The sequence below is a fragment of the Streptomyces kaniharaensis genome (assembly GCF_009569385.1).
GTDB classification, from domain to species: domain Bacteria; phylum Actinomycetota; class Actinomycetes; order Streptomycetales; family Streptomycetaceae; genus Kitasatospora; species Kitasatospora kaniharaensis.
Window position 1 is genome coordinate 1,624,957 of sequence record NZ_WBOF01000001.1, and the last position, 25,610, is coordinate 1,650,566.

A 25,610-nucleotide genomic window follows, 5' to 3' on the forward strand; every position below is an offset into this window, starting at 1 on the left:
CGGGGACGGGGAACGGGACTCTCCATTGTCCCCCAACCGGGTCACCCGCCCGGCCGTACCGCTCCCGCGGCCCTACTGCTCCTTGCCGTAGACGATCCGCAGGGAGCCCGATTCGACCGAGGCCCGGATGCTGTCGGGGCTGGAACTGTTGCCCAGCGCCGCCTCGATGCTCCGGCTGCCCGAACCGGCCGTCCCGGTGAGCCGGTACTGGCTGTCCTTCGGCACCGTCATCGTCACCGACCCGGAGACGGTACTCACGTCCACGGCGTGCGGCACTCGCACGAAGCCCAGCTCCACCGCCCCCGAGGTGGAACGCGCGTCCACCCGGGCCGAGGTGAGCTCGCTCCCCTCCACCAGCCCCGACGTGGACTGCGCGTGGACCTCCCCGGAGAGGCGGCGCAGGTACAGCGCCCCGGAGGTGGCGTCCAGCCGGACGTCCCCGGTCAGGTCCGTCACCTCGACGCTCCCCGAAGCCACCGCCCCCGACACCTCGGTGGCGGGCGGCACCTCCAGCTCGATCTCGGCGCTGCAGCCGAGCATTGGCAACGGCTGCCGGCAGGCGACCCCGACGGTCAGCACGTCGCCCTCGAAGGCGGTCGAGACGTCCGGCTTGCGGGTCATCCACTTCAGGCTCTTCCGGACCACGACCCGGTTCTCCCGGCCCGGCCGGACCCGCACGGACGCACTACCGGTCGCCAGCTGGAGCTTGTGGACGGTGACGTTGTCGTACGACTTCGCGGTGGACGTCTCCTGCTGCGCCACCAGGGCGAAGGTCTGCGCTCCGCCCATGACCATCACGAACACGATGGCGAGCGTCCCGGTGATCCGCCAGGCCTTCCGGCCCCGCACCGCCGTGCCATCACCCACCGACGGACTCTCCGCCACGGCTACCCGACCTCCAGGAACCGCAGCACCGCCATCACCCGGCGGTGGCTGTCGTCGGCCGGCGGAAGGTCGAGCTTGGTGAAGATCGAGTTGATGTGCTTGGCCACCGCGCTGTCGCTGACCACCAGGGACGAGGCGATGGCGGCGTTCGAGCGGCCCTCCGCCATCAGCGAGAGGACGTCCCGCTCGCGCGGGGTCAGCTTCTCCAGCGGGTCCCGGTGGCGGCGCACCAGCAGCTGGGCGACCACCTCCGGGTCCAGCGCGGTACCGCCCTCGGCGACCCGCTGGAGCGCGTCCACGAAGTCGTCCACGTTGGCCACCCGCTGCTTGAGCAGATAGCCGACGCCGCTGGTGTTGGTGGCCAGCAGATCGGCGGCGTAGCGCTCCTCGACGAACTGGGAGAGCAGCAGCACGGCCACCTCCGGCCACTGCCGGCGGATGATCATCGCGGCCTTCACGCCCTCGTCGTGGAAGCCCGGCGGCATCCGGACGTCCGCGACCACCACCTTCGGACGGTGCTCCTCCACCGCGGCGAGCAGCTGGTCGCCGTCCCCGACGGCGGCCACCACCTCGAAGCCCACCGCCTCCAGGACCTTGACCAGGCCGACCCTCAGCAGGACCGAGTCCTCGGCGATCACAGCGCGCACGGCAACTCCACGGTGATGGTGGTGGGACCCCCGAGGGGGCTGAGAACGGACAGCGTGCCGTCGACGGAGGCGGCGCGCTTGCGCAGACCGGTGAGCCCGGTGCCGCGCGTCGGGTCCGCGCCGCCCACGCCGTCGTCGCTGATGACCAGGCGCAGCCGGCCCCCGGCCGTCCGCACCGACACGTCGACGTTCTTGGCACGGGCGTGCTTGGCCACGTTGGTGAGCGCCTCGGAGACGGTGAAGTAGGCGACCGCCTCGACGGTGGGGGCGATCCGCTCGGTCAGGTCGACGTCCAGGCGCACCGGCAGCGGGGCGCGGGCGGCGATGCCGGACAGCGCCGCGTCCAGGCCGCGGTCCTCCAGGACGGCCGGGTGCAGGCCGCGGACCAGGTCGCGCAGCTCGTCGATGGCCGCCTGGGCCTCCTCGTGCGCGTCGACGATCACCTGCATGACCTCCGGCGGGACGTCCTTGAGGGTGCGCCGGGCCAGACCCAGGTTCATCGCGAGGGAGGTGAGCCGCTGCTGGGCGCCGTCGTGCAGGTCGCGCTCGATCCGGCGACGCTCGGCGTCGACCGCGTCGACCAGGCCGGCCCGGCTTTCGGCGATCTCCTCGACCCGGCGCTCCAGGGCCTCCGCCCGGTTGGGGCCGAGCAGCTTCCGCGCCGAGCGCACCTCCAGCGAGGCCATCAGCGCCGCCATCCACGGCGTCACGACCAACAGGAGCGCGCCACCCGCGGTCAGCCACACGTCCAGCCCGGCCAGCGACGAGCGCAGCGGGGAGCCGAACGGCATCAGCCAGATCCAGCCGTACACGGTGGCCAGCACCACGGCGGCGCCCCAGCAGTACACCACCACCAGCGAGCCGAGGGCCAGCGACGGGCCGACCAGCAGGTGGTAGGCGGCCTGACGCCAGTTCACCCCGGCCCGCAGGCGTGCCGCCAGCCCCGCCGAGGCGTCGGCCGGGCGCAGCAGCGGCGGCACCTCCACGCCGTACAGGGCGCGCAGCCGACCGCGTTGGACGGCGGTGAACAGGCGGGCACAGACCAGGACCAGGACCGTCACCGGGAGGAGCACCGACGGCACGGTGACGGCCAGCCAGACCGGCAGGGCCAGGGGTATCCCGGCGGCTATGAAGCGGGTGTCACGCCAGGCGTCCGCCGACCACGGGGGCCGCCGGGCGCTCCTGACGAGCGCTCGGCGCAACGTGGTGGAGGGCATGACGGACAGCGTAGAGGGCGATGATCATCGACTGCCATGAAGGGGGCTTCCCCGTGGGGGTGTAGCTAGCTACACCCTCGGTTCGGGGCAGGGCACCACCGACAACGCCCATGATCCGCGGAAAGCTTGACGGCATGACGAGCACCGCATCGCACTCCGCCACTCCGCCGCACGGGCGGCCCCTCCCCGGGGACCACGGGGGTGTTCCCGGGGACGCGCTGCGCCCGGCGCCGGAGTCGGACGGGACGCTGCCGGCCGGGCCCGGGCCCTGGTCGGTGCGCAGCGTGGGCGCCGGCCGCGGCCGGGCCGCGCTGGAGGTGTACGAGCACGGCGAGCTGGCCGACGTCCTGGTCGCCGCCCGGCTCACCCCGCAGCTGCTGCGCGGTGCGCGGCGCTGCGCGGTCGGGGGCCGTTCGTACCGGGTGCTCGCCTGGGGGCGGCTGGCGGCGGACGGCACCGCGCCGGCGGTGGCGTTCACCGGTGGCGGGTGGCTGCGGGCGTTCCGCGGGGCGCGGGCCGTCGCCGGTGAGGTCGTCACGGTGGCCGGGCGGTTCTGGCTCGCCTGGGCCGAGGGGCCGTTCGACGGGGTCCTGGTCGAGCACCCGGCGGGCGGCGGGGTCGAGCGGCTGGCGCTGCAGCGGGTGCGGATGTCGCGTGGTGCGGGTGCGGTTGCCGGGGGTGCGGGGTGAGTACGGCCGTTCTGGCCGGTCGTCCGGCCTCGATACCGTTCGTCCTCCCGGCCCGCTTCGAGCGCGTGCCGGTGATGGCCGCGGTGGCACTGCTGCCGTGGCTCGGGGTGCTCGCCGTCTGCCACGAGACGCCGTGGGTCGTCCTCGACCTGCTGGAGTTCTCGGCCCTGCTCTCGCTCGACGCGCTGCTGCGCCGGCGCAGCGCCGCCGCCCGCTGGGCGGGCGGGGCGGTGGCCCTGCTGCTCGCCGGCGACGCGCTCGCGGACATCGCCTGCGCCGGGCCCGGGCACGCGGTGCTCGCCGCCACGGTGATGGCGCTCTGCGTCGAACTCCCGCTCTCCGCCGTATGCTTGCTGCTCGGGCGCGCGGCCGCCTCTCGTTAGAGCCTGTCGGGCAGAAGGTTCATCAGCTCGCGGGTCCGCTCGTCGCGCGGGGTGTAGGTGATCATCCGCGTCCCGAGGCTCGGCCCCAGCCAGAAGTTGGTGTAGTCGCAGTGCAGCAGCCCGACGCCCGGCACGCGGAACCGCTTGAGCCCGTTGCCCGGACGCATCACGTCGTGCCGCTGCCAGGCCGCCTCGAAGTCCGGCGAGGCCCTGCGCAGCCGGGCGAGCAGCGTCTTCCAGGCCGGCTCCGCACTGTGGTCGGCCATCCCCGCGCGGAACCGGGCCACCATCACGTCGCGTTCCCCCTCGTAGTCGACGAGCACCTCGCGAAAGCGCGAGGGCGTGAACGCCAGCCACATCAGGTTCCGGTCCTCCGGCGGCAGCGCGGCGAGGTCGCCCACGATCCCCGTGTACTGCGCGTTGTACGCCAGCACGTCGTACCGGGCGTTGATCACCCCGGCCGGGTACGGCGCCATCCGGTCCAGCACCAGGCGCACGCTCGGCGTCACCGACGGGCACTCCACCACCGGCACCGGATCGTCCGCACCGGCCAGCGTGAACAGGTGCGCGCGCTCGCTCCGGTCCAGTAGCAGCGCGCGCGAGACGGCGTCCAGCACCTGCGCGGACACCTGGATGTCCCGCCCCTGCTCCAGCCACGTGTACCAGGTCACCCCGACCGCGGCGAGCTGTGCGACCTCCTCGCGGCGCAGCCCCGGCGTCCGGCGGCGGCCGGTCGGCGGCAGGCCCACCTGGTCGGGCGAGATGCGCTCGCGGCGGCTGCGGAGGAAGGCGGCCAGGTCGCGGCGGCGGGCGTCGGCGGGGGTGGTGGCGGCTCTCGTGACGGGTGCGGCGGGGGCTTGTGCGGCAGCGGTCGTCAGGCTCATGTGTCCTAGGATGCGACAGCGCGCATCCAGTTGCCAGGTACTTCTTATACCTGGATAACCACACTCTGGTACCAGGCTACGGCCGGGCGGATCGTATGACCCGTGACCCAACAACTCGCCGTCGCTCCCGCCCCGGTCCGCACCGCCACCACCCCCGGCACCTCGGCCGTCCGCGCTCCCTCCCTCGGCACCGCCGGGCTGGTCACCGTCCTGCTCGGGGCGTTCCTGCCGATGCTCGACTTCTTCATCGTCAACGTCGCCCTCCCCACCATCGACCACGACCTCGCCGCCGGCCCCGCCGTCCTCGAACTCGTCGCCGCCGGCTACGGCATCGCCTTCGCCGTCCTGCTCGTCCTCGGCGGCCGGCTCGGCGACATCTTCGGCCGCCGCCGCCTCTTCGTCGCCGGCGCCGCCGCCTTCGCCCTCACCTCGCTCGCCTGCGGACTCGCCCCCGGAGCCTGGTCCCTGGTGGCCGCCCGCGCCGCCCAGGGCGCCTCCGCCGCCCTGCTGATCCCGCAGGTCCTCGGCACCATCACCGCCGCCACCGACGGTGCCCGGCGCGGCCGCGCCCTTAGCATCTACGGCGCGGTCGGCGGCATCTCCGTCGTCATCGGGCAGGTCCTCGGCGGCATGCTCGTCGCCGCCGACCTGTTCGGCACCGGCTGGCGCTCGGTCTTCCTGCTCAACGTGCCGTTCGCCCTGCTCGCCCTCGTCCTCGCCGTCCGCTACGTCCCGGAGAGCCGCGCCACCCAGGCCGCCCGGGTCGACGTCCCCGGCACGCTCCTGCTCACCGCCGCCCTGCTCGCCCTGCTCGTCCCGCTGATGGAGGGCCGTGCCGCCGGCTGGCCGCTCTGGTCCTGGGTGCTGCTCGCCCTGTTCCCGGTCCTCGCCGCCGCGTTCGCCGTCGTCGAGCGCCGCGCCGAACAGCGCGGCGCCACCCCGCTCGTGCCGCCGACCCTGCTGCGGATCCCCGAGATGCGGCGCGGCCTCGGCATCGCGCTCCCCTACTTCGCGGGCTTCGGCGGCTTCATGTTCGTCATCGCCGTCGCCCTCCAGCAGGGCCTCCACCTCGGCCCCGTCGCCGCCGGCTGGGCGCTCGTCCCGATGGCCGTCGGCTACTTCACCGCCTCGCTCTCCGGCCCGCGCCTGATCGGCCGGTACGGCAGCCGGGTGCTCACCGCCGGCGCCGTCGTCCAGGCCGCCGGCCTCGCCACCCTCGCGGCCACCGTCCTCGCCGACTGGGCGCACTTCTCGCCGCTGCGGATGGCCCCCGGCGTCGCCCTCGCCGGCATCGGCCAGGGCCTGATCGGCACCCCGCTCTTCCGGGTCGTCCTCTCCAAGGTCCCCGCCGCGCGGGCCGGCGTCGGCAGCGGCGTCCTCGCCACCGGCCAGCAGTCCAGCCTCGCCCTCGGCGTCGCCACCCTGGGCACCGTCTACCTGTCCCTCTCCCCCACCCTCGGCTTGGACCGGGCACTCGCCCTGTGCCTGGGCATCCAGCTCATGGGCTCGTTCACCATCCTGTACCTGACCACCCGCCTGCCGCGCTCCATCGGCTGAGCCCGGACGGGTCACGGCGAGGGCCTCGCGATCGGTTGCCGATCGCGAGGCCGTTCCGTTCCAGCCGATGCCCTCCACGCGATGCGCGAGGAGGAGGACCGGTGATCTACCTCGATTCCTGCGCGATCCTCAAGCTCGTGGTCCCGGAGGACGAGTCCGCCGCCCTCCGTACGTTCCTCTCCTCCCGAGGCTCCGAAGGCCATGCGACCAGTGCGCTGGCCCAGGTGGAGGTCCCACGGGCGCTCATCAGAATCGGCGCCCCGCAGGAGCTTCTTGACTCCTCGGAGGACCTGCTCGACCGGCTGCTGAGGATCCGCCTGTCCGACCCGGCCCTCCGGGCCGCCCGCCGGTTCCCCGCGCGGCACCTGCGCACGCTCGATGCCATCCACCTGGCCAGCGCCGAACACCTGGAACACACACTCACGGCTTTCGTCACGTACGACAAGCGCCTCGCCGACGCAGCCGGCGAGCGGGATCTGCCGGTGGTCTCCCCCGGCCAGCCGGCAGCCGAGCGGTAAGCGGCCTGTCAGGGCCCCGGCGCCGCTCGGCCACGAGGCGCCGTGGGAAACCCGTTGGCCTGATCCCGCCCCTTTGTGTCAGGATGACGATATGGGGAACACATACGTGGAGGATCCGGTCGACGCTCGAAGCCGGGAGGAGCTGGCGGCGGCCGTCGCGGCCGGTCGCGCGCCGAAGTGGCTGATGTTCTGGGGGCATCGGGCGCGGAAGGACGGCAGCGTCGGGCAGGGGGCGTTGAGTCAGTGGTGGCCTTGCGAGTTCACCGTCGACGAGGTGACGTATCGCAGCGCGGAGCACTGGATGATGGCCGGCAAGGCTCGCATGTTCGGGGATGACGCGATCGAGCAGCGGGTGCTGGAGGCTCGCACGCCCGCGGAGGCCAAGAAGCTGGGGCGGCTGATCAAGGGCTTCGACGAAGCCACCTGGGCGGCGGGGCGGTTCGAGCTGGTCGTCGAGGGCAATGTCGCGAAGTTCGGGCAGGATCCGGCGCTGCGGGAGTATCTGCTGGGCACGGAGCGGCGGGTGCTCGTGGAGGCCAGTCCGGTGGACCGGGTGTGGGGCATCGGGCTCGCCGCCGATGACGAGCGGGCGGCGCAGCCGAGCAAGTGGCGCGGGGAGAACCTGCTCGGGTTCGCACTGATGGAGGCACGGGCGCGGCTCGCCGCATGAGGTCCGTCGCTCCGGTGCTGGACGGCACGCCCCCTGGCCGGCACTGCGAGGCGACGATTCTCCGGAGCGCGACCGGCGCACTTCGCGCAACGACCGCCCCTTACGCGCTCCTTGACACCACTCGCACATGACTGGACGTGCTCCCTTAACTCCCCCGCCATATACCGACACCAGGATGTCCCGCAGTCAGGGTCGAGATGGACAGGGTGGGGCGATCATGCGCATGCGGCCGACCGCGCCGGAGAGCGAGCAACACGCTCACGAACTCCGCGCCGAACTGGACGAGTTACTCCGCGCGAGCCGTTACGCCGGCCAGCGCGAACGGCGGCTCGCCGAGGCGATACGGGCGTCGCCGGACAGACAACGGCCGGAGGGGGACCTCCTCCGGCAGCTGGCCCAGGCACGGACGCTCCGCGAGGGACTCGGCGCCCGCTGCCGCCAACTGAGCGACCAGCTCCAGGCTTTGGAGCTCGACCTCCGTCAACGGGCGCAGGAGGCACCGCAGTTCGCCACTCCCGAGCCCCCACCCCTGCGCCCCGACATCGGCGCGCTCGCCCAGCGGGTCACCGCCCTCCACCACAGCGGCGCACACCCCGAGACGGCCGAGCTGCTCACGCAAGCCGCCGCCCGGCTCACCCCGACCGACACCGCGCACCTGGCGGGCATCCTGGCGCGAGGCGGCCCCTCGGGCGTCTCCCTCCGGCTCGCCCGCAGCGCCGCGCAGACCACGCCCGAACTGGCCGTCGCCGTGCTGGTCGAGCTGCGGGAGGCGGGCCTGGCCGAGGAGGCCGCGGAGCTGTTCCACGCCTTCTGGAGCTACCCCGCACACACCCTCCCCGCGCTCCTCGCAGCCCTGGAGCACGCCGGGCAACTCGCCGACGGAGCCACCCTCCTCTGGGAGTGGGGCTCGGCGCCGACGCCCGAGCTGACGGCCCTCGCCGCCGGCCTCCAGCACGCCGGGCGCCACTGCGATGTCCGGACGCTGCTGCGCCAGGCCGCGGGCCGCCCGACGGCCGATCTGGCCGCGCTGGCCATCGAGCTCCCGGCGCCCCTGCCCGCGGCACTGCTGCACGAGCTTGCCGCGCTCCGGCCACCGGCCGAACTCGTCCGGCTGGCAGCCGCGTTGGACGGAAGCCAGGAGCTGTACGACCACCTCCTCGCCGCCCTGCGCGCCGACGAGGCCCGGCACCGGACGACCCTGGCCGCCCTCCGCTCGGCCGGACTGCCGACCGAGCCCGCCGCGGCGAGCCGCCCCCGCCGGGGCCGGCGGTAGACGAACGCGAGGGAGCCCCCGCCCGTCCCGCAACAGGACGAACGAGGGCTCCCCGGCAGAAATCGAACCTCAGCAGCCGATCAGCCGCGCCGCCAGGTACGCCTTCACCTGGTCGAGCGAGACGCGCTCCTGCGACATGGTGTCGCGCTCGCGCACGGTCACCGCGTTGTCCTCGAGCGTGTCGAAGTCGACGGTGACGCAGAACGGCGTGCCGATCTCGTCCTGGCGGCGGTAGCGCTTGCCGATGGCGCCGGCGTCGTCGAACTCGACGTTCCACGCGGTGCGCAGGTCTGCGGCGAGGCCGCGGGCCTTCGGGGACAGCTCGGCGTTGCGCGACAGCGGCAGGACGGCGACCTTCACCGGGGCCAGGCGCGGGTCGAGGCGCATGCCGACGCGCTTCTCCATGACGCCCTTGGCGTTGGGCGCCTCGTCCTCGAAGTAGGCGTCGATCAGGAAGGCCAGCATGGCGCGGTTGAGACCGGCCGCCGGCTCGATGACGAACGGGAAGTACCGCTCGCCGGACTCCTGGTCGAAGTACTTGAGGTCCTGGCCGGAGGCGTTGCTGTGCACCGTCAGGTCGTAGTCGGTGCGGTTGGCGATGCCCTCGAGCTCGGAGAACTCGCTGCCGCCGAAGTTGAAGCGGTACTCGATGTCCACCGTGCGCTTGGCGTAGTGGGACAGCTTCTCCTTCGGGTGCTCGAACAGGCGCATGTTCTCGGTGCGCAGGCCGAGGTCGACGTACCAGTCCCAGCGCTGCTGGAGCCAGTACTCGTGCCACTCGTCGTCCTCGCCCGGCTTGACGAAGAACTCCATCTCCATCTGCTCGAACTCGCGGGTGCGGAAGATGAAGTTGCCGGGGGTGATCTCGTTGCGGAAGCTCTTGCCGACCTGGGCGATACCGAACGGCGGCTTCTTGCGCGAGGTGGTCTGGACGGCCTTGAAGTTGGTGAAGATGCCCTGGGCGGTCTCGGGGCGCAGGTACGCCAGGCCGCTGGCCTCCTCGGTGACGCCGAGGTGGGTCTTCAGCATGCCCGAGAAGTCCTTGGGCTCGGTGAACTGGCCCTTGGTGCCACAGTCGGGGCAGTTGACGTCCTTGAGGCCGTTCGGCGGCGGGAAGCCGTGCTTGGCCTCGTACTTCTCCTCCAGGTGGTCGGCCCGGTGGCGCTTGTGGCAGGAGAGGCACTCGGTCAGCGGGTCGTTGAAGGTGGCGACGTGGCCGGAAGCCTCCCACACCTCGCGGGCGAGGATCACCGACGAGTCGAGTCCGACGACGTCCTCACGGGCCTGGACCATCGCGCGCCACCACTGGCGCTTGATGTTCTCCTTGAGCTCGACACCCAGCGGCCCGTAGTCCCAGGCGGCACGCGTGCCGCCGTAGATCTCGCTGCAGGGGTAGACGAAGCCACGGCGCTTGCTCAGGCTGACGATCGTGTCGATCTTGTCGGCGGCCACAGTGCTCTCTTCAGTACGTACGGCACGGTCAGGGCACGGCTGGTTGCGCGTACCCGAATACCTCAGGTTACCGGCCATACGGGTACGTGGTTCAAGTCGGTATGGCCCGGCCGACGCGACCGATCCCCACGAAGCCGTTTCGGTCCGTCGCCGCCCGTTCGGCCGGCCGAGTGAGTTGACAATCGTTTCCAATTAAGATGAGAATGATTGTCATGATGATCGGACGACGTGCCTGCACCTCCATAGCCCTCGCCGCCACCACTCTCGTCGCCTCCCTCACCCTCACCGCCTGCGGCGGCAGCAGCAGCGCCAAGGGTGCGGACGGCAAGCTGGACGTCGTCGCCTCCTTCTACCCGATGGAGTTCCTCGCCCGGCAGATCGGCGGGGACCACGTCGCGGTCACCGACCTCACCGCGGCCGGCGTCGAGCCGCACGACCTCGAGCTCACCGCCAAGCAGGTCGGCGCCGTCCAGAAGGCCGACGCCGTCGTCTACCTCAAGGGCCTCCAGCCCACCGTCGACCAGGCGGTCGACCAGTCCTCCGCCAAGCACAGGATCGACGCCACCGCCGCCAGCCCGCTGGTCGACCACCACCTCGACGAGGGCACCGAGGAGGGCAACGGCCAGAAGGCGAAGGGCCCGGCCGGCGACCCGCACATCTGGCTCGACCCGACCCGTTACGCGGCGATCGCCAGGAGCGTCGGCGACGAGTTCGCCAAGGCCGATCCGGCGCACGCGGACGACTACCGGAAGAACACCGACGAACTGGTCGGCAAGCTCGACGCCCTGGACAAGGAGTTCCAGGCCGGGCTGAAGAACGCCACGACCAGGACCTTCGTCACCAGCCACGCCGCCTTCGGCTACCTCGCCGACCACTACGGCCTCACCCAGGTCGCCATCAACGGCGTCGACCCGGAGTCCGAGCCCACCCCGGCCCGCCTCGCCGAGGTGCAGAAGGCCGCCAGGGACAACGGCGTCACCACGATCTTCTTCGAGACCCTGGTCAGCCCCAGGCTCGCCGACACCGTCGCCAAGGACCTCGGCCTCAGGACCGCCGTCCTGGACCCGCTGGAAGGCGTCAAGGACCCGTCCAAGGACGACTACCTGAGCGTCATGAAGCAGAACCTGGCCAACCTCCAGGCCGCCCTGGGCGCGACGAGCGCCGCCCCTTCCACGGCCACGAGCTGACGGGAGCCCAGCACGCCATGAACCACGCCATACCCCCGGCCGTCCACCTTCGCGACGCCGTCGCCTCGCGCGGCGGCCGACCGGTGCTGCGCGGCGTCGACCTGACGGTCCATCCCGGCGAGGTGGTCGCCCTGCTCGGCGCCAACGGCTCCGGCAAGTCGACCACCGTCAAGGCCGTGACCGGCTCCGTCCCCCTGGACCGGGGCGACCTGGAGCTGTTCGGCATCCCCTTCGCCAAGTTCCGCGCCTGGCACCGGATCGGGTACGTCCCGCAGCGCACCACCGCGGCCTCCGGAGTCCCGGCGACGGTGCGCGAGGTGGTCTCCACCGGACGGCTGCCGCAGCACCGCCTGCTGCCGTTCCGCCGCCGGGACCGCGAGGCGGTGGACCGCGCGCTCGCCGCCGTCGGCATGCTCGACCGGGCCGGCGACGGCGTCGCCGACCTGTCCGGCGGCCAGCAGCAGCGGGTGCTGATCGCCCGCGCCCTGGTCGGCTCCCCCGACCTGCTGATCATGGACGAGCCGATGGCCGGCGTGGACGCCGCCAGCCAGCAGGTGCTCGCCGACACCCTGCGCGCCGAGGTCGCCCGCGGCGCCGCCGTCCTCCTCGTGCTGCACGAACTCGGGCCGCTGGAGCCGCTGATCGACCGCGCCGTCGTCCTGCGGGACGGCTGCGTCGCGCACGACGGCCCGCCCGTCCCCAACACCGGCCTGCACGCACTGCCCGGCCACGACCACGTCCACCCGCACGCCGGCCACACCCCGCCGAGGCTGCTCGCATGACCGAGATGCTCTCCTACGACTTCATGCAGCGCGCCCTGCTCGCCGCCGTCCTGGTCGGGATCACCGCCCCCGCCGTCGGCATCTACCTGGTGCAGCGCCGGCAGGCCCTGATGGGCGACGGCATGGGCCACGTCGCGATGACCGGCGTCGGCCTCGGCTTCATCTTCCAGACCAGCCCGGTCTGGATGGCCGTCCTGGTCTGCGTGCTCGGCGCCGTCACCATGGAACTGGTCCGCTCACGCGGCAACCAGCGCGGCGACATCGCCCTCGCGATGCTCTTCTACGGCGGCATGGCCTGCGGCAAGCTGCTCGTCTCGCTCTCCGCCCAGGCCGGCGCCGGCTCGCTGGAGAGCTACCTGTGGGGCTCCATCCTGACCGTCGCCCCGGAGGACCTGGCCGCCATCGCGGTGCTCGGCGCCGTGGTCATCGCGGTCACCGTCGGCCTGCGCCGCCAGCTCTTCGCGATCTGCCAGGACGAGGACTTCACCCGGGTCACCGGGCTGCCGGTGCGCACGCTCAACCTGCTGCTCGCGGTGATGGCCGCGGTCACCGTCACCGTCGCCATGCGGGTCGTCGGGCTGCTGCTGGTCAGCGCCCTGATGGTGGTCCCGGTCGTCGCCGCCCAGCAGCTCACCCGTTCCTTCGCCGCCACCCAGGCCGCCTCGATCGCGCTCGGCGTGGTCGTCTCGCTGGCCGGCGTCACCGGCTCGTACCACCTCGACGTCCCCTCCGGCCCGGCCATCGTGCTGCTCGCCATCGGCGTCTTCGCGGTGTTCAGCGTGATCGCCGCGCCGCTGGCCCGCCGGCGCCACCGGGCCGGCGCCGACTCCGGGCCGCGCGAGTGCGACGTCCAACTGCCCACTCAGGGTTCCGTTCCCGGGCGGAATTCCCCACAGAACTCCCTTCAAGGCTCCTCTGACACGACCACGCCGGAGCGGCGGGCGGGGCTGGCACAATGAGGTGCGAGACGCCCACACCCCCAGGAGGACCCACGGTGACCACCGCAGGCCCGTCGCCGCGCGCCCGATCGACCCGGCAGCGTGCCGCCGTCTCGGCGGCCCTGGACGAGATCGAGGACTTCCGCAGCGCGCAGGAGCTCCACGACATGCTCAAGCACCGCGGAGACTCCGTCGGTCTGACCACGGTCTACCGCACCCTCCAGTCGCTCGCCGACGCTGGCGAGGTGGACGTGCTGCGCACCGCCGACGGTGAGGCGGTGTACCGCCGGTGCAGCAGCGGGCACCACCACCACCTGGTCTGCCGGCACTGCGGCGCGACCGTCGAGGTGGAGGGCCCGGCGGTGGAGCGGTGGGCCAACTCGGTCGCCGCCGAGCACGGGTTCAGCGACATCGCGCACACCCTGGAGATCTTCGGCACTTGCGCGGAGTGCGCCAAGAAGGGCTGAGGAACGCCACGTACGAGAAGGGCCCGCCGAGACCGACGGGCCCTTCTCGTACCTCCGGATCAGTCCGGGTCAGCGCTGCGAGGGCAGCTCCAGCGGCGCGGGCACCTCGTTCGGGATCGCCCCGCCGAAGCGGCGGTCGCGCATCGCGTACTGCTCGCAGGCGCGCCACAGGTCGCGGCGGTCGAAGTCCGGCCAGAGCACGTCCTGGAACACGAACTCGGCGTACGCGGACTGCCAGAGCAGGAAGTTGGAGGTGCGCTGCTCGCCGCTGGGGCGCAGGAACAGGTCCACGTCCGGCATGTCCGGGTGGTACATGTACTTGGCGAGGGTCTTCTCGTTGACCTTCTTCGGGTCGAGCTTCCCGGCCGCCACGTCCCGCGCGATCGCCTGTGCCGCGTCCGCCAGTTCGGCCCGGCCACCGTAGTTGACGCACATGTAGAGCGTGACGGCGTCGTTGCCCTTGGTCTGCTCCTCGGCGACCTGGAGCTCCTGGACGACGCTCTTCCACAGCTTGGGCATCCGGCCGGCCCAGCGGATCCGCACCCCCATCGCGTCCATCTCGTCGCGGCGGCGGCGGATGACGTCCCGGTTGAAGTTCATCAGGAACTTCACCTCGTCGGGCGAGCGCTTCCAGTTCTCGGTGGAGAACGCGTACAGCGAGATGTTCTTGACCCCGAGCTCGATGGCGCCCTTGAGGACGTCGAGCACGACGGACTCGCCGACCTTGTGGCCCTCGGTACGGGGCAGCCCGCGCTCCTTGGCCCAGCGGCCATTGCCGTCCATCACGATCGCGACGTGCTCGGGCACCAGCTCGCCGGGGATCTTCGGGGGCTGTGCGCCGCTGGGGTGCGGGGTCGGGGGAGCGTACGCCCGCTGCTTGCCGCCGCCGAAGAGCCGTCGCGCTGCCATGTGCTCACTTCTCCACGTATCTCATCGAGCGGATGCCCCGCTCCAGGTGCCACTGCAGATAGGCCGCGACCAGGCCGCTGCCCTCCCGCCAGTACCGCGGCTCGCAGGCATCGGCCGTCTGCCAGTCCCCTGACAGCAGCGCCCCGAGCAGTACCAGTGTCTCAGGGGAGGGTACGGCACATCCGGGCACTCGGCAGTCCGTGCAGAGCACACCGCCCGCCGGAAGCGAGAAGAAACGGTTCGGCCCCTCCAGGCCGCACTTGGCGCAGTCGGTGAAGCTCGCGCCGTACCCGTTCACGGCGAGCGAGCGCAGCAGGAAGGCGTCCAGCACCAGATGCGACTCGTGCAGCCCGGCCGCGAGGGTGCGAAGGCCCCCCACGAGCAGCAGGTACTGCTGGACGGCCGGTTCGCCCTCGTTCTCGGCGAACCGCTCGGCCGTCTCCAGCATCGCCGTCCCGGCCGTGTAGCGGCCGTAGTCGGTGACGATCGAACCGCCGTACGGCGCGATCGTCTCCACCTGGGTGCACAGCGGCAGCCCGCGCCCGACCAGGTCGCTCCCCCGGCTGAAGAACTGCACGTCCACGTGCGAGAACGGCTCCAGGCGGGCGCCGAACTTGGACTTGGTCTTGCGCACTCCGCGTGCCACCGCCCGCACCTTGCCGTGCTGGCGGGTCAGCAGGGTGATGATCCGGTCGGCCTCGCCGAGCTTCTGCGCCCGCAGCACCACGCCGTCGTCCCGGAACAAGCTCATGCCGACCATTCTCCCCCACCCCCGGGTGCAGCCGTGTGCCCGCACCGGGGGCCGTGGGGGAGGCCTCTGCGGTGCGGGTCACGGCGGGCCCGGACGGTGGGGGCACCTCCCGGCCGGAGGCCGGGGGGCGAGTCGGGCCCATCTGTGGGGGATGGAAGTGGCTCGGAGGAGTCGATTCGGAGCAGTCGATTCGAAGGCTCGGCTCGGAGACGAGTGGGTAGGTGAACGGTCCGACGGTCTAGTACGGCGCCCGGGTGGCCGCCTCCAGCAGCGCCCCGACCCGGGCCTGCGGCAGGTCCAGGCAGCGCCCGACCGCGGCCAGCGCCTCCCGCTCCTGCGGCAGGTAGCGCCCGTCGGCGAGCGCGATCGCCGCGCCCTGGAGCAGCAGCCGCTCCCGGCCCTGGTGGGCCAGGTGCGGCGCGAGCGGTTCGAGCACCGCGTGCAGTTCCACGGCCAGCCCGCTGCTCTCCCCCAGCCTCCGACCGGACGGCGCCCCCACGTCGTGTGCGTCGTGGAGTTCGCCGCCGAGCCCGGACAGGGCGGCGAGCGCGGCCAGCACCTGGGCCTCGCCGCAGTCCTCGAACCCGGCCTCGCGCACCGCCGTGCAGGCCGCCTCCCGGGCCGCCCGGTGGGCGGTGCCGCCGGCCGCGAGCAGGGCCAGCGCGATCGTGTACTGGGCGTCCCGCAGCATGCCGCCGAGCCGGACGCAGGTGGGCTGTTCGAGGCTCTCCACCCCGAAGCGGCCGTGGCAGCCGGTGCACTGCACGCTGCCGATGACCGGGCCGAGCGGGAGCACCGGGGTCCCCAGCAGGCGCAGCCACCGCCGGCCGTGCTGGCGCCGGTAGTTGCGGTCCCCGCCACAGCCGGGACAGAAGAAGTCACCGAGAACGTCGGTCCGCCACCGCGGGCGTACACCCCACAACCTGGTCACGGCGCCACTCCCCAGACATGGCAGGCGGCCTGCACAACTGCGGGCAGGTCACGCGACCGGACACCGAGGCCGTCCCACCGGCCCGGCTTACCGGTGGATCGATGTTGCCATGGTTGCGGGCACGTGTCAGTACCTCGAACGGCTTCCGGGCCGAAAAAATGTGGCGCAGGCCACAACCGGGGCCGGGCACGGCGAAGGGCCGCCCCGGAGGACGGCCCGCCGTGTGCCCTCGCACGAACTACCCGCGCTGCGCCCGGTTGACGGCGCTGATCATCGCCTTCAGCGACGCCAGCACGGTGTTGGCGTCGATGCCGACGCCCCACAGCACCTTGCCCTCCACCGCGCACTCCACGTACGCGGCGGCCTGGGCGTCGCCGCCCTCGCTCAGCGCGTGCTCGGAGTAGTCCAGGACGCGCACGTCCACGTCGATCCGGGCCAGCGCGTCGGCGAACGCGGAGACCGGGCCGTTGCCGACACCGGCCAGGTCGACCGGTACGCCGTCCACCAGCGCGCCGGCGATCAGCGCGTCCCGGCCGTCCTCGGTGGTCAGGGTGCGCGAACCGCCCAGCGAGATCCGGCCCCACGGGTTGTCGCTGGTGGGCAGGTACTCGTCCTCGAAGACCCGCCAGATCTCGGCCGGGGTGATCTCGCCGCCCTCGGCGTCGGTCTTGGCCTGGATGATCCGGGAGAACTCGATCTGCATCCGGCGCGGCAGGTCCAGCTTGTGGTCGTTCTTCAGGACGTACGCGACACCGCCCTTGCCGGACTGGCTGTTGACCCGGATGACCGCCTCGTAGGTGCGGCCGACGTCCTTCGGGTCGATCGGCAGGTACGGCACGCCCCAGGTGTGCTCCTCGACCGGCACGCCTGCCGCCTTCGCGTCCGCCTCCAGGGCGTCGAAGCCCTTCTTGATGGCGTCCTGGTGCGAGCCGGAGAAGGAGGTGTACACCAGGTCGCCGGCGTACGGGTGGCGCGGGTGCACCTCCATCTGGTTGCAGTACTCGGCGGTGCGGCGCACCTCGTCGATGTCGGAGAAGTCGATCTGCGGGTCGATGCCCTGCGAGAACAGGTTCATGCCCAGGGTGACCAGGTCGACGTTGCCCGTCCGCTCGCCCTGGCCGAACAGGCAGCCCTCGATGCGGTCGGCGCCGGCCTGGTAGGCCAGTTCGGCGGAGGCGACGGCGGTGCCGCGGTCGTTGTGCGGGTGCACCGACAGGCAGACGAACTCGCGGCGCGACAGGTTGCGCGACATCCACTCGAACTGGTCGGCCTGGACGTTCGGGGTGGCCCGCTCGATGGTGGCCGGCAGGTTCAGGATGATCTCGCGGCCCTCGCCCGGCTGCCAGACGTCCATGACCGCCTCGCAGACCTCCAGGGCGAAGTCCAGCTCGGTGTCGACGAAGATCTCCGGCGAGTACTGGTAGCCGAAGACGGTGTCGTCGCCCAGCAGCTTCTCCGCGTACTCCACCACCAGCCGGGTGCCCTCGGTGGCGATCGCCTTGGTGGCGGCCTTGTCGTTGCGGAACACCACCCGGCGGAACAGCGGCGCGGTCGCGTTGTACAGGTGGACGGTCGCGCGCGGGGCGCCGACCAGCGACTCGACGGTCTTCTCGATCAGCTCCTCGCGGGCCTGCGTCAGCACCGAGATGGTGACGTCCTCGGGGATCGCCCCCTCCTCGATCAGCGAGCGCACGAAGGCGTGGTCGGTGGCGCCGGAGGAGGGGAAGCCGACCTCGATCTCCTTGTAGCCCATCTTGACCAGCAGGTCGAACATCTTGCGCTTGCGGGCCGGCGACATCGGGTCGATCAGCGCCTGGTTGCCGTCCCGCAGGTCGGTGGACAGCCAGCGCGGCGCCTTGGTGATCACCTTGTCCGGCCAGGTCCGGTCGGCCAGGTCGACGGTGCCGAACGGCAGGTAGCGCCCGTGCCGCATGCCGGACGGCTGCTGGCGGACGCTCGCGGCGGTGATGGGCGTGGGGCGGTCGACGAAGGCGCGACCGGCGGGGACGGATGCGACGGAGCTCTGCTCGGTCATGGAGGTGACTCTCGGCTTCCTGTGGATGCGGGGGCTGGTCGGGTCCTGTGAACACGAGGACACACCGACTGGCCGGCCTGCTGCCGCTCACGATCCGGCACGGATCGCCTGGTACGCGCACAGCTCGATCCCCGCGGCGAGGGAGCCGGCCCCAGTGGACTACAGGCCCTCGACGCGGCAGCTAAGAAGAAGCAGCCCGTTGCGCATGGTGATCCCCAGCGTAACCCAGGCCCGCGCGCCCCCGAAGTGATCCGGGCGACCATTCCACTCCTTGAGACGGCGGTACCGGCGCTTCCGGTTACGTCCGCGCCGGTGACAACTGGTCATCAAGGCCTCACTCTGGGCCACATGACTGCTGCGACGCCGTTCTGTTCGATCGTCCCGCCGTACGTCCTCGACCGCCTCGCCGAAGCCGGTCACGAGCCCGCCGTCCGCTCCCTCGTCCTCGACGCCGCCCACCGCGCCGCCCGCCTCGCCGTGCCGGCGCCCACCCCGGGCGGCACCGCCCTCAGCCGGGTCGTCTGCGACGCCGGCCACGCCCGGAAGCTGCCCGGTCGGACCGCCCGCACCGAGGGCCAGACCCCGGTCGCCGACCCGTCCGTCAACCACGCCTACGACGGCCTCGGCGCCACCTTCGGGCTGTACGCCGACGCCTACGGCCGCCACTCGATCGACGACCAGGGGATGCGCCTGGACGCCACCGTGCACTACAGCCAGCACTACGACAACGCCTTCTGGGACGGCCACCGGATGGTCTTCGGCGACGGCGACGGCGAGATCTTCGGCGACTTCACCGCCTGCATCGACGTCATCGGTCACGAACTCACCCACGGCGTCACCCAGTTCACCGCCGGCCTGGAGTACCACGACCAGCCCGGCGCGCTCAACGAGTCGGTCTCCGACGTCTTCGGCTCGCTGGTCAAGCAGTACGCGCTGCGCCAGGACGCCGCCGACGCCGACTGGCTGATCGGCGCCGGGCTGCTGGCCCCCGGCGTCCAGGGCGTGGCGCTGCGCTCGATGAAGGCGCCGGGCACCGCCTACGACGACCCGCGGCTCGGCAAGGACCCGCAGCCCGCGCACCTGCGCGACTACGTGCAGACCTCCGAGGACAACGGCGGCGTGCACATCAACTCCGGCATCCCCAACCACGCGTTCTACCTGCTGGCCACCGCGCTCGGCGGCAGAGCCTGGGATCGCGCCGGGCGGATCTGGTACGACGCGCTGACCGGCCGGCGGCTGCCCGCCGACGCCGACTTCACCGCCTTCGCCCGGGCCACCGTGGCCGCCGCCAGGGCCCGCTACGCCGACCAGCCGTCGGTGGCGGACACCGTGACGGCGTCCTGGGCGCAGGTCGGCGTCAGCCCGGGCTGACGGCAACTCCCGGGCTGCGCACGCGGGTTCGACACCGGGTGAGACCCGGTTGAGCCGGGCTCAAGGTCACGGTCCGGGAAAAGCCCGGCAAACCCCATCGTCACGCAGCACCATGGACACCATGCGCATCCAGGTGACCCGGACCGGCGGCCTCGCGGGAATCGTCCGCCGCGCGGAGCTCGACACCGCCGAACGTACGGACGCCCCGCACGTCCACGCACTCGCCCGCGAGGCCGTCGCGGGCGGGCTGCGGGCCCCGTCGTACGGGGTGCCGGACGGCTTCCACTACGAGATCACCGTCGACGGCCGGACGGTCCACTGCGCCGACCCGAAGCTCACCGACTCGCAGCGCGAGCTGGTGTCGCTGGTGCTGCGCGAGGGCGCGTAGCCCCCGCACGGCGCGGGTCGGCGCGGCCGCGCCCTCGGCTCAGAACCCCAGCTTGCGCAGCTGCTTCGGGTCGCGCTGCCAGTCCTTGGCCACCTTGACGTGCAGGTCCAGGTAGACCGGCGTGCCGAGCAGCGCCTCGATGTGCTTGCGCGCCGTCGTGCCGACGTGCTTGAGCCGCGAGCCCTTGGCGCCGATCACGATCGCCTTCTGGCTCTGCCGCTCGATGTAGACGTTCGCGTGGATGTCCAGCAGCGGACGGTCCGCCGGGCGGCCCTCGCGCGGCAGCATCTCCTCGACCACGACGGCCAGCGAGTGCGGCAGCTCGTCCCGCACGCCCTCCAGCGCGGCCTCGCGGATCAGCTCGGCGACCATGATCAGCTCGGGCTCGTCGGTGAGGTCGCCGTCCGGGTAGAGCGGCATGCCCTCCGGCAGCAGCTTGGTGATCAGCTCGGCGACCAGGTCGACCTGCTTGTCGCCGACGGCCGACACCGGGATGATCTCGGCCCACTCGATGCCCAGCTCCACACCGAGCTGGTGGACGGCGATCAGCTGCTCGGCCAGCCGCTTGGAGTCGACCAGGTCGGTCTTGGTGACGATGGCGACCTTGGGGGTCTTCTTGATCTCGGCGAGCTCCTTGGCGATGAACCTGTCGCCGGGGCCGAGCTTCTGGTCGGCGGGCAGGCAGAAGCCGATCACGTCGACCTCGGCCCAGGTGCTGCGGACCAGGTCGTTGAGACGCTCGCCGAGCAGGGTGCGGGGCTTGTGCAGGCCGGGGGTGTCGACCAGGACGAGCTGGGCGTCCGGGCGGTGGACGATGCCGCGCACGGTGTGCCGGGTGGTCTGCGGGCGGTCGGAGGTGATCGCGACCTTCGTCCCCACCAGGGCGTTGGTCAGGGTCGACTTGCCCGCGTTGGGCCGGCCGACGAAGCACGCGAAGCCGGATCGGTACGGGGAGGAAGGGGCACTCATGCCGTCCATTCTCCCTGATGGCCGAAGCCGCGCCGTCCGGGCCCACCACACCCGGTGTCAGCCCTTGTCGTCGCCCCGTGAGGTGAGTGCCGCGATCACCAGCAGCAGGAGGAAGGCGAGCGAGCCGCCGAGCCACCAGGGCGAGCCGGTCTCCTGCCACTTGCCCATCCCCATCACGAACAGCAGCAGCCCGGCGAAGAACGCCATCGCCCCCATGTACCCAGCCCCCTCACCGAAGCCTCTCCGGTGAGATTATCCGCCGAACACACAGAGGCTCGCCGGGCCGCTGCCCCCACGAACGAGCCCCGGCAGGACTCAGCGGGCCTCGGCCGTCACCCGCAGCGTCCCGTCCGGGCCGGCCAGCAGCACCGGCGTCCCGGCCCCGCCGAGGTCCCGCACGGCCGCCAGATCGGCCTCGGCCGGCTCCTGCGCCTCGGTCACCACGGCCGCCGCCTCCAGCGACTTCGCGCCGCTGGCCACCGCCATCGCGACCGCCGTCTGCAGCGCGCTCAGCCGCAGCGACTCCAGCGCGACCGTCCCGGCCACGTACGTCCGGCCGGTCTCGTCACGCACCGCGGCCCCCTCGGGGACGCCGTTGCGGGCGCGGGCCGAGCGGGCCAGGGTGATGATCTTCTTGTCCTCGGGGTCGAGCTCGACGATGTCACTCATGCGCCGAGCATAGGACGCCGCGGGTGCACCGGATCCAAAGAACTAGGCTCTCAGCGACCGAGGGTGTCAGTGACCGAGGGTCTCAGTGGCCGACCGGGCGGGTCGGCCCCGGGTTCGGGTGGAGGATCTTGACGAAGGTCTTCGGACCGGACGGCATCGGCTCCTCCGCCCTGATCCGCCGGCGCCAGAACGGGTTGTCGTGCGGCAGGTGGCTGCTCACCCGGCCGTACATGCCGAAGGTCGTCACGACGATCCCGAAGATGAACGCGAACAGCACGTTCGACATCCGGAAGTTGAGGATGTTCGCGTCCGGTCGCCCGAGCACGGTCAGGCCGTAGAAGCCGGAGAGGACGAACAGCACGCCGACCACCATGTTCAGGTTGGAGGCGAAGTTGCCGCCGATCACCGCCCCGATCACCAGGATCGCGCCCACCACGATGGACAGGACGGCCAGCGCGCCGTTGGTCGACAGCCCCGCGATCTCGTCACCCTTCGTGTCCAGGAAGCCCGGGTGGTCGGCAAGCCCCAGAGCCCCGAACACGATCAGGAAGACCCCTCCGAGCCCCGCTCCGATCCGCCAGACCATGAGCAGCTTGTGGTCGACGGGCAGTTCGTCTTGCAGCTTCATGGCGACCTCCTGGGCCCGGCCGGGCAGTGCCCGGCCTAGCTGTACGGATGGCTTCCCTGCATGTGCGGCACCTCGTGCATGTAGAGCGAGCCGCACTGCTGGCAGCAGCGCAGCCCGGTGCCCCACTCCTCCTCGGGCCGCGTCTCGGCGTCGTCGGGCATCGTGCGGCCGCAGAGCGCCGTCGAGAGGTCGCCGTCCCGCACCACGTGCCAGACCTTGACCCCGCCGGCCGCCCCCTGAGGGCCGTACTCCGCGCGAAGTTGATGCGTCATGCCCTCATGGTGGCCCCGCGGCCGCGCACCCGCTACTCGCCGGACTCGTCCTCGGCGTCCTCGGTGCGGCGGACCGGGGTGGCGACCATGGAGCCGATCCGGTTGCGGCGGCCCGCCGAGCTCTCGGCGGTCAGCAGGATCCCGGTCAGGCCGGTGTCGGCGGGCTCGGGCAGCGGGATCTCGCAGGCCGAGCCGGGGATCGGCACCCGGCCGAGGTGCTTGGCGAGCAGGCCGCCGACGGTCTCGACGTCCTCGTCCTGCAGCTCGATGCCGAACAGCTCGCCCAGATCCTCTACCAGCAGCCGGGCGGTGATCCGGTACGAGCCGTCTCCGAGGTCCTCCACCGGCGCTATCTCCCGGTCGTACTCGTCGGTGATCTCGCCGACGATCTCCTCCAGGATGTCCTCGATGGTGACCAGGCCGGCCGTGCCGCCGTACTCGTCGATCACGATCGCCACGTGCGAGCGGCGCTGCTGCATCTCGCGCAGCAGGTCGCCGGCCGGCTTGGAGTCCGGGACGAAGACGGCCGGACGCATCACCGCGCCGACCTCCTCGGCCTCCGCCTCCCGGTTGATGTGGGTGCGCCGGACGAGGTCCTTGAGGTAGACGATGCCGACCACGTCGTCCTCGTTGTCGCCGACCACCGGGATGCGCGAGAAGCCCGAGCGCAGCGCCAGGGTCAACGCCTGCCGGACGGTCTTGTGCCGCTCGATCATGACCAGGTCGGTGCGCGGCACCATCACCTCGCGGACGATGGTGTCGCCCAGCTCGAAGACCGAGTGCACCATCCGGCGCTCCTCGTCCTCGATCAGGTCGTCCTTCTCGGCGAGGTCGACCAGGGCGCGCAGCTCCGCCTCGGAGGCGAACGGCCCCTCGCGGTAGCCCTTGCCGGGCGTGAGCGCGTTGCCGAGCAGGATCAGCAGTCGCGGGATCGGGCCGAGCACGGCGGCCAGTGGCAACAGCACGAAGGAGGCGGCGGTCGAGGTGGTCAGCGGGTGCTGGCGCCCGATCGTGCGCGGGGAGACACCCACCGCCACGAAGGACACCAGCACCATCACGCCGAACGCCAGCAGCACGGCCTGCCAGGTCGGGTGGACGTTGCGCACGCACACCACGGTGACCAGGACGGCCGCCGCCATCTCGCTGGCCACCCGGATCAGGGTGGCCAGGTTGAGGTAGCGGATCGGGTCGGAGGCGAGGGTCAGCAGCCGCGCCGAGCCGCGCCGCCCGGACCGCACGGCCTCCTCCGCCCGGAACCGGGAGACCCGGGAGATGCCCGCCTCGGCGCACGCGGCCAGCCAGCCGAGCACCACGAGCAGCACGGCACCGAGGATGAAGCTCGTACTTTCACCACTCACAGGGGTTCGGGCTCCGCGCTCAGTGGGTGGTGGGGGCCGGGGAGATGCCGCCGAGGCCCCGGCCCGCCCGCCAGTCGTCCAGGATCCGCTTCTGGAGGGCGAACATCTCTTCCTCCTCCTCGGGCTCCTCGTGGTCGTAGCCGAGGACGTGCAGCACCCCGTGGACGGTGAGCAGCTGGAGCTCCTCGTCCATCGAGTGCTGGGACGGGGCCGCCTTGCCCTGCTGCTCGGCGACCTCGGGGCAGAGCACGATATCGCCGAGCAGACCCTGCGGCAGTTCCTCGCCCTCCTTGCCGGGGCGCAGCTCGTCCATCGGGAACGACATCACGTCGGTGGGCCCGGGCAGGTCCATCCACTGGATGTGCAGCTCCTCCATCGCCGCACCGTCCACCAGGATCACGGACAGTTCGGACTGCGGGTGGATCCGCATCTTGTCCAGGGCGAAGCGGGCGACGTCGAGGATGGCTTCCTCGTCGGCGTCCCAACCGGACTCATTGGCGATGTCGATCGACATGACGGGCTGCTTACTCAGCTTTCGGTGCGATGGGACTGTCGGGGTGCGCGCGCCGCGGTCGTCTTACCGGGGCGCCGCTGGGCGGGCTTGCGGGCGGCCGGAGCGTTCTCGTCGGCCTCCTGCCGGGCGTCCCAGCGCTCGTACGCGTCCACGATCCGGCCGACCAGCTTGTGGCGGACCACGTCGTTGCTGGTGAGGACGGAGAAGTGGATGTCGGGGACGTCGGCCAGGATCTCCTGGACGACCTTGAGGCCGCTGCGGGTACCGCCCGGGAGGTCGATCTGGCTGGTGTCGCCGGTGACCACCACCCGGGAGTTGAACCCGAGGCGGGTGAGGAACATCTTCATCTGCTCGGGCGAGGTGTTCTGGGCCTCGTCCAGGATGATGAAGGCGTCGTTGAGGGTCCGGCCGCGCATGTACGCGAGCGGGGCGACCTCGATGGTGCCGGCCGCCATGAGGCGCGGGATGGAGTCCGGGTCCATCATGTCGTGCAGCGCGTCGTACAGCGGGCGCAGGTACGGGTCGATCTTCTCGTAGAGGGTGCCGGGCAGGAAGCCGAGCCGCTCCCCCGCCTCGACCGCCGGGCGGGTCAGGATGATCCGGTTGACCTCCTTGGCCTGGAGGGCCTGGACGGCCTTGGCCATCGCGAGGTAGGTCTTGCCGGTGCCGGCCGGGCCGAGGCCGAAGACGATGGTGTGCTTGTCGATCGCCTCGACGTAGCGCTGCTGGTTGAGCGTCTTGGGGCGGATCGTACGGCCCCGGTTGGACAGGATGTTCGCGGTGAACACCTGGGAGGGAGCCGGGCTGTCCGGGTCCTCCTCCGCGCTGCGGAGCATGGCGATGGAACGCTCCACGGCGTCCTCCGTCAGGGGCTGGCCGGTGCGCAGCACCAGCATCATCTCGTTGAAGAGCCGCTGGACGAGGGCGACCTCGGCGCGCGCTCCGGTGGTGGTCACCTCGTTGCCGCGGACGTGGATGTCGGCGGCGGGGAAGCCCTTCTCGATCACGCGCAGCAACGAGTCCGCGGTACCGAGCAGGGTGACCATCGGGTGCTTCTCGGGGATGACGATCCGGGCGCTGACGCGGCCGTCCTCGGCCGGTTCGGGGCGCGACTGTCCGTCGGTACGGGTCTGCGATGTGTCACTCATAGGTCGGCGCTGGGGCCTGCCTCATCCCATCCGTGGTGTCGTGTGCCGCTCGGTCTCTCCGGGGCACCAGGGTACGCCGCGAGCGTGATCGCTGCGGCGGGCGGCGGGGCCGCACCCG

The 25,610-nt window shown here is 71.9% G+C and carries 29 protein-coding genes; 12 read left to right on the forward strand and 17 right to left on the reverse strand.

What is annotated here, in order from left to right; translation table 11 throughout:
- Positions 1-72: 72 nt before the first annotated feature.
- The 3 genes from F7Q99_RS07410 to F7Q99_RS07420 are packed head-to-tail and all read right to left on the reverse strand — an operon-like array spanning position 73 to position 2,749.
- A complete protein-coding gene (locus F7Q99_RS07410) occupies positions 73-867 on the reverse strand; it encodes a DUF4097 family beta strand repeat-containing protein (RefSeq protein WP_153460581.1) in 795 nt (264 codons plus the stop codon).
- 20 nt (positions 868-887) lie between these two features.
- Positions 888-1,532, reverse strand: coding sequence for a response regulator transcription factor (locus F7Q99_RS07415; protein WP_326846381.1), 645 nt, complete (start codon positions 1,530-1,532; stop codon positions 888-890).
- Positions 1,520-2,749 (reverse strand): sensor histidine kinase, encoded by a 1,230-nt coding sequence (locus F7Q99_RS07420; protein WP_153460582.1) that lies wholly within the window; start codon positions 2,747-2,749, stop codon positions 1,520-1,522. Before F7Q99_RS07420 ends, F7Q99_RS07415 begins: the two co-directional genes overlap by 13 nt.
- A 134-nt stretch (positions 2,750-2,883) precedes the next feature.
- Between F7Q99_RS07420 and F7Q99_RS07425 the strand changes: the two genes are divergently transcribed.
- Together F7Q99_RS07425 and F7Q99_RS07430 are read left to right on the forward strand one after the other, a co-directional pair.
- Positions 2,884-3,438 (forward strand): hypothetical protein, encoded by a 555-nt coding sequence (locus F7Q99_RS07425; protein WP_153460583.1) that lies wholly within the window; start codon positions 2,884-2,886, stop codon positions 3,436-3,438.
- A complete protein-coding gene (locus tag F7Q99_RS07430) occupies positions 3,435-3,821 on the forward strand; it encodes a hypothetical protein (RefSeq protein WP_153460584.1) in 387 nt (128 codons plus the stop codon). The genes F7Q99_RS07425 and F7Q99_RS07430 overlap by 4 nt, the downstream gene beginning before the upstream one ends.
- On the opposite strand, the gene F7Q99_RS07435 is transcribed toward F7Q99_RS07430, so the two are convergent.
- The gene (locus tag F7Q99_RS07435; protein WP_153460585.1) at positions 3,818-4,705 is read right to left on the reverse strand and encodes a helix-turn-helix transcriptional regulator; all 888 of its coding nucleotides are present in this window, start codon (positions 4,703-4,705) and stop codon (positions 3,818-3,820) included. The genes F7Q99_RS07430 and F7Q99_RS07435 overlap by 4 nt on opposite strands.
- 102 nt (positions 4,706-4,807) lie before the next feature.
- Here F7Q99_RS07435 and F7Q99_RS07440 point away from each other — a divergent pair, with 102 nt between their 5' ends.
- From F7Q99_RS07440 to F7Q99_RS07455, 4 genes are all read left to right on the forward strand, one after another.
- On the forward strand, positions 4,808-6,262 hold the full coding sequence (locus tag F7Q99_RS07440) for an MFS transporter (RefSeq protein ID WP_407697754.1): 1,455 nt from the start codon (positions 4,808-4,810) through the stop codon (positions 6,260-6,262).
- Between the two features lie 101 nt (positions 6,263-6,363).
- On the forward strand, positions 6,364-6,780 hold the full coding sequence (locus F7Q99_RS07445) for a type II toxin-antitoxin system VapC family toxin (protein ID WP_326846382.1): 417 nt from the start codon (positions 6,364-6,366) through the stop codon (positions 6,778-6,780).
- Positions 6,781-6,871: 91 nt separating this feature from the next.
- A complete protein-coding gene (locus F7Q99_RS07450; protein WP_153460587.1) occupies positions 6,872-7,450 on the forward strand; it encodes an NADAR family protein in 579 nt (192 codons plus the stop codon).
- 217 nt (positions 7,451-7,667) lie between these two features.
- Complete coding sequence (locus F7Q99_RS07455; RefSeq protein WP_153460588.1) at positions 7,668-8,723, forward strand: hypothetical protein; 1,056 nt, start codon at positions 7,668-7,670, stop codon at positions 8,721-8,723.
- A 69-nt stretch (positions 8,724-8,792) separates the two neighbouring features.
- On the opposite strand, the gene F7Q99_RS07460 is transcribed toward F7Q99_RS07455, so the two are convergent.
- Positions 8,793-10,175, reverse strand: coding sequence for a glycine--tRNA ligase (locus F7Q99_RS07460; protein ID WP_326846383.1), 1,383 nt, complete (start codon positions 10,173-10,175; stop codon positions 8,793-8,795).
- A gap of 215 nt (positions 10,176-10,390) precedes the next feature.
- On the opposite strand from F7Q99_RS07460, the gene F7Q99_RS07465 reads away from it, so the two are divergent.
- From F7Q99_RS07465 to F7Q99_RS07480, 4 genes are read left to right on the forward strand one after another with little or no spacing between them, the layout of a single operon-like run.
- The gene (locus F7Q99_RS07465; protein ID WP_153465917.1) at positions 10,391-11,362 is read left to right on the forward strand and encodes a metal ABC transporter substrate-binding protein; all 972 of its coding nucleotides are present in this window, start codon (positions 10,391-10,393) and stop codon (positions 11,360-11,362) included.
- Between the two features lie 17 nt (positions 11,363-11,379).
- The gene (locus F7Q99_RS07470) at positions 11,380-12,144 is read left to right on the forward strand and encodes a metal ABC transporter ATP-binding protein (protein WP_153460590.1); all 765 of its coding nucleotides are present in this window, start codon (positions 11,380-11,382) and stop codon (positions 12,142-12,144) included.
- Positions 12,141-13,103 carry a metal ABC transporter permease gene (locus tag F7Q99_RS07475; protein WP_153460591.1) on the forward strand — a complete coding sequence of 321 codons (963 nt, stop codon included), beginning with the start codon at positions 12,141-12,143 and terminating at the stop codon, positions 13,101-13,103. Before F7Q99_RS07470 ends, F7Q99_RS07475 begins: the two co-directional genes overlap by 4 nt.
- Before the next feature lie 35 nt (positions 13,104-13,138).
- Positions 13,139-13,549, forward strand: a complete 411-nt coding sequence (locus F7Q99_RS07480) for a Fur family transcriptional regulator (RefSeq protein WP_326846384.1) — start codon at positions 13,139-13,141, stop codon at positions 13,547-13,549.
- Between the two features lie 69 nt (positions 13,550-13,618).
- Here the strand turns inward: F7Q99_RS07480 and F7Q99_RS07485 are convergent, their stop codons facing one another.
- The 4 genes from F7Q99_RS07485 to leuA all read right to left on the reverse strand — a co-directional run bounded on the left by F7Q99_RS07485 (position 13,619) and on the right by leuA (position 18,175).
- Positions 13,619-14,458: an isoprenyl transferase gene (locus tag F7Q99_RS07485; RefSeq protein WP_153460593.1), complete on the reverse strand. Its 840-nt coding sequence runs from the start codon at positions 14,456-14,458 to the stop codon at positions 13,619-13,621.
- A 4-nt stretch (positions 14,459-14,462) separates the two neighbouring features.
- Complete coding sequence (recO, locus tag F7Q99_RS07490; protein WP_153460594.1) at positions 14,463-15,209, reverse strand: DNA repair protein RecO; 747 nt, start codon at positions 15,207-15,209, stop codon at positions 14,463-14,465.
- 238 nt (positions 15,210-15,447) lie between these two features.
- Positions 15,448-16,140, reverse strand: coding sequence for a TerB family tellurite resistance protein (locus tag F7Q99_RS07495; RefSeq protein WP_326846385.1), 693 nt, complete (start codon positions 16,138-16,140; stop codon positions 15,448-15,450).
- Positions 16,141-16,378: 238 nt separating this feature from the next.
- Positions 16,379-18,175 (reverse strand): 2-isopropylmalate synthase, encoded by a 1,797-nt coding sequence (gene leuA / locus F7Q99_RS07500; protein ID WP_153460595.1) that lies wholly within the window; start codon positions 18,173-18,175, stop codon positions 16,379-16,381.
- Positions 18,176-18,523: 348 nt separating this feature from the next.
- Here leuA and F7Q99_RS07505 point away from each other — a divergent pair, with 348 nt between their 5' ends.
- On the forward strand, positions 18,524-19,546 hold the full coding sequence (locus tag F7Q99_RS07505; RefSeq protein ID WP_153460596.1) for a M4 family metallopeptidase: 1,023 nt from the start codon (positions 18,524-18,526) through the stop codon (positions 19,544-19,546).
- Between the two features lie 121 nt (positions 19,547-19,667).
- Positions 19,668-19,934: a protealysin inhibitor emfourin gene (locus F7Q99_RS07510; protein WP_153460597.1), complete on the forward strand. Its 267-nt coding sequence runs from the start codon at positions 19,668-19,670 to the stop codon at positions 19,932-19,934.
- Positions 19,935-19,973: 39 nt separating this feature from the next.
- Here the strand turns inward: F7Q99_RS07510 and era are convergent, their stop codons facing one another.
- The 8 genes from era to F7Q99_RS07550 form a co-directional block, all read right to left on the reverse strand.
- Positions 19,974-20,903: a GTPase Era gene (gene era, locus F7Q99_RS07515; RefSeq protein WP_153460598.1), complete on the reverse strand. Its 930-nt coding sequence runs from the start codon at positions 20,901-20,903 to the stop codon at positions 19,974-19,976.
- 57 nt (positions 20,904-20,960) lie between these two features.
- Positions 20,961-21,119, reverse strand: coding sequence for a hypothetical protein (locus F7Q99_RS07520; RefSeq protein WP_153460599.1), 159 nt, complete (start codon positions 21,117-21,119; stop codon positions 20,961-20,963).
- 99 nt (positions 21,120-21,218) lie between these two features.
- Entirely contained in the window at positions 21,219-21,572 is a 354-nt protein-coding gene (locus tag F7Q99_RS07525) for a cytidine/deoxycytidylate deaminase family protein (RefSeq protein ID WP_153460600.1), read from the reverse strand.
- 82 nt (positions 21,573-21,654) lie between these two features.
- A complete protein-coding gene (locus F7Q99_RS07530) occupies positions 21,655-22,200 on the reverse strand; it encodes a DUF4383 domain-containing protein (protein WP_153460601.1) in 546 nt (181 codons plus the stop codon).
- Positions 22,201-22,235: 35 nt separating this feature from the next.
- On the reverse strand, positions 22,236-22,472 hold the full coding sequence (locus F7Q99_RS07535; RefSeq protein WP_153460602.1) for a hypothetical protein: 237 nt from the start codon (positions 22,470-22,472) through the stop codon (positions 22,236-22,238).
- Between the two features lie 32 nt (positions 22,473-22,504).
- Complete coding sequence (locus tag F7Q99_RS07540) at positions 22,505-23,830, reverse strand: hemolysin family protein (RefSeq protein WP_326846386.1); 1,326 nt, start codon at positions 23,828-23,830, stop codon at positions 22,505-22,507.
- 19 nt (positions 23,831-23,849) lie between these two features.
- A complete protein-coding gene (gene ybeY, locus F7Q99_RS07545; protein WP_153460603.1) occupies positions 23,850-24,344 on the reverse strand; it encodes an rRNA maturation RNase YbeY in 495 nt (164 codons plus the stop codon).
- A 14-nt stretch (positions 24,345-24,358) separates the two neighbouring features.
- Positions 24,359-25,492, reverse strand: coding sequence for a PhoH family protein (locus F7Q99_RS07550; RefSeq protein ID WP_153460604.1), 1,134 nt, complete (start codon positions 25,490-25,492; stop codon positions 24,359-24,361).
- Between the last annotated feature and the right edge of the window lie 118 nt (positions 25,493-25,610).

Coding starts and splice junctions, on each gene's coding strand:
- F7Q99_RS07420 (WP_153460582.1), bottom strand. CDS start 2,749: ATGCCCTCCACCACGTTGCGCCGAGCGCTCGTCAGGAGCGCCCGGCGG.
- F7Q99_RS07425 (WP_153460583.1), top strand. CDS start 2,884: ATGACGAGCACCGCATCGCACTCCGCCACTCCGCCGCACGGGCGGCCC.
- F7Q99_RS07435 (WP_153460585.1), bottom strand. CDS start 4,705: ATGAGCCTGACGACCGCTGCCGCACAAGCCCCCGCCGCACCCGTCACG.
- F7Q99_RS07450 (WP_153460587.1), top strand. CDS start 6,872: ATGGGGAACACATACGTGGAGGATCCGGTCGACGCTCGAAGCCGGGAG.
- F7Q99_RS07455 (WP_153460588.1), top strand. CDS start 7,668: ATGCGCATGCGGCCGACCGCGCCGGAGAGCGAGCAACACGCTCACGAA.
- F7Q99_RS07465 (WP_153465917.1), top strand. CDS start 10,391: ATGATCGGACGACGTGCCTGCACCTCCATAGCCCTCGCCGCCACCACT.
- F7Q99_RS07470 (WP_153460590.1), top strand. CDS start 11,380: ATGAACCACGCCATACCCCCGGCCGTCCACCTTCGCGACGCCGTCGCC.
- F7Q99_RS07475 (WP_153460591.1), top strand. CDS start 12,141: ATGACCGAGATGCTCTCCTACGACTTCATGCAGCGCGCCCTGCTCGCC.
- F7Q99_RS07485 (WP_153460593.1), bottom strand. CDS start 14,458: ATGGCAGCGCGACGGCTCTTCGGCGGCGGCAAGCAGCGGGCGTACGCT.
- recO (WP_153460594.1), bottom strand. CDS start 15,209: ATGAGCTTGTTCCGGGACGACGGCGTGGTGCTGCGGGCGCAGAAGCTC.
- leuA (WP_153460595.1), bottom strand. CDS start 18,175: ATGACCGAGCAGAGCTCCGTCGCATCCGTCCCCGCCGGTCGCGCCTTC.
- F7Q99_RS07505 (WP_153460596.1), top strand. CDS start 18,524: ATGACTGCTGCGACGCCGTTCTGTTCGATCGTCCCGCCGTACGTCCTC.
- F7Q99_RS07510 (WP_153460597.1), top strand. CDS start 19,668: ATGCGCATCCAGGTGACCCGGACCGGCGGCCTCGCGGGAATCGTCCGC.
- era (WP_153460598.1), bottom strand. CDS start 20,903: ATGAGTGCCCCTTCCTCCCCGTACCGATCCGGCTTCGCGTGCTTCGTC.
- F7Q99_RS07520 (WP_153460599.1), bottom strand. CDS start 21,119: ATGGGGGCGATGGCGTTCTTCGCCGGGCTGCTGCTGTTCGTGATGGGG.
- F7Q99_RS07525 (WP_153460600.1), bottom strand. CDS start 21,572: ATGAGTGACATCGTCGAGCTCGACCCCGAGGACAAGAAGATCATCACC.
- F7Q99_RS07530 (WP_153460601.1), bottom strand. CDS start 22,200: ATGAAGCTGCAAGACGAACTGCCCGTCGACCACAAGCTGCTCATGGTC.
- F7Q99_RS07535 (WP_153460602.1), bottom strand. CDS start 22,472: ATGACGCATCAACTTCGCGCGGAGTACGGCCCTCAGGGGGCGGCCGGC.
- ybeY (WP_153460603.1), bottom strand. CDS start 24,344: ATGTCGATCGACATCGCCAATGAGTCCGGTTGGGACGCCGACGAGGAA.
- F7Q99_RS07550 (WP_153460604.1), bottom strand. CDS start 25,492: ATGAGTGACACATCGCAGACCCGTACCGACGGACAGTCGCGCCCCGAA.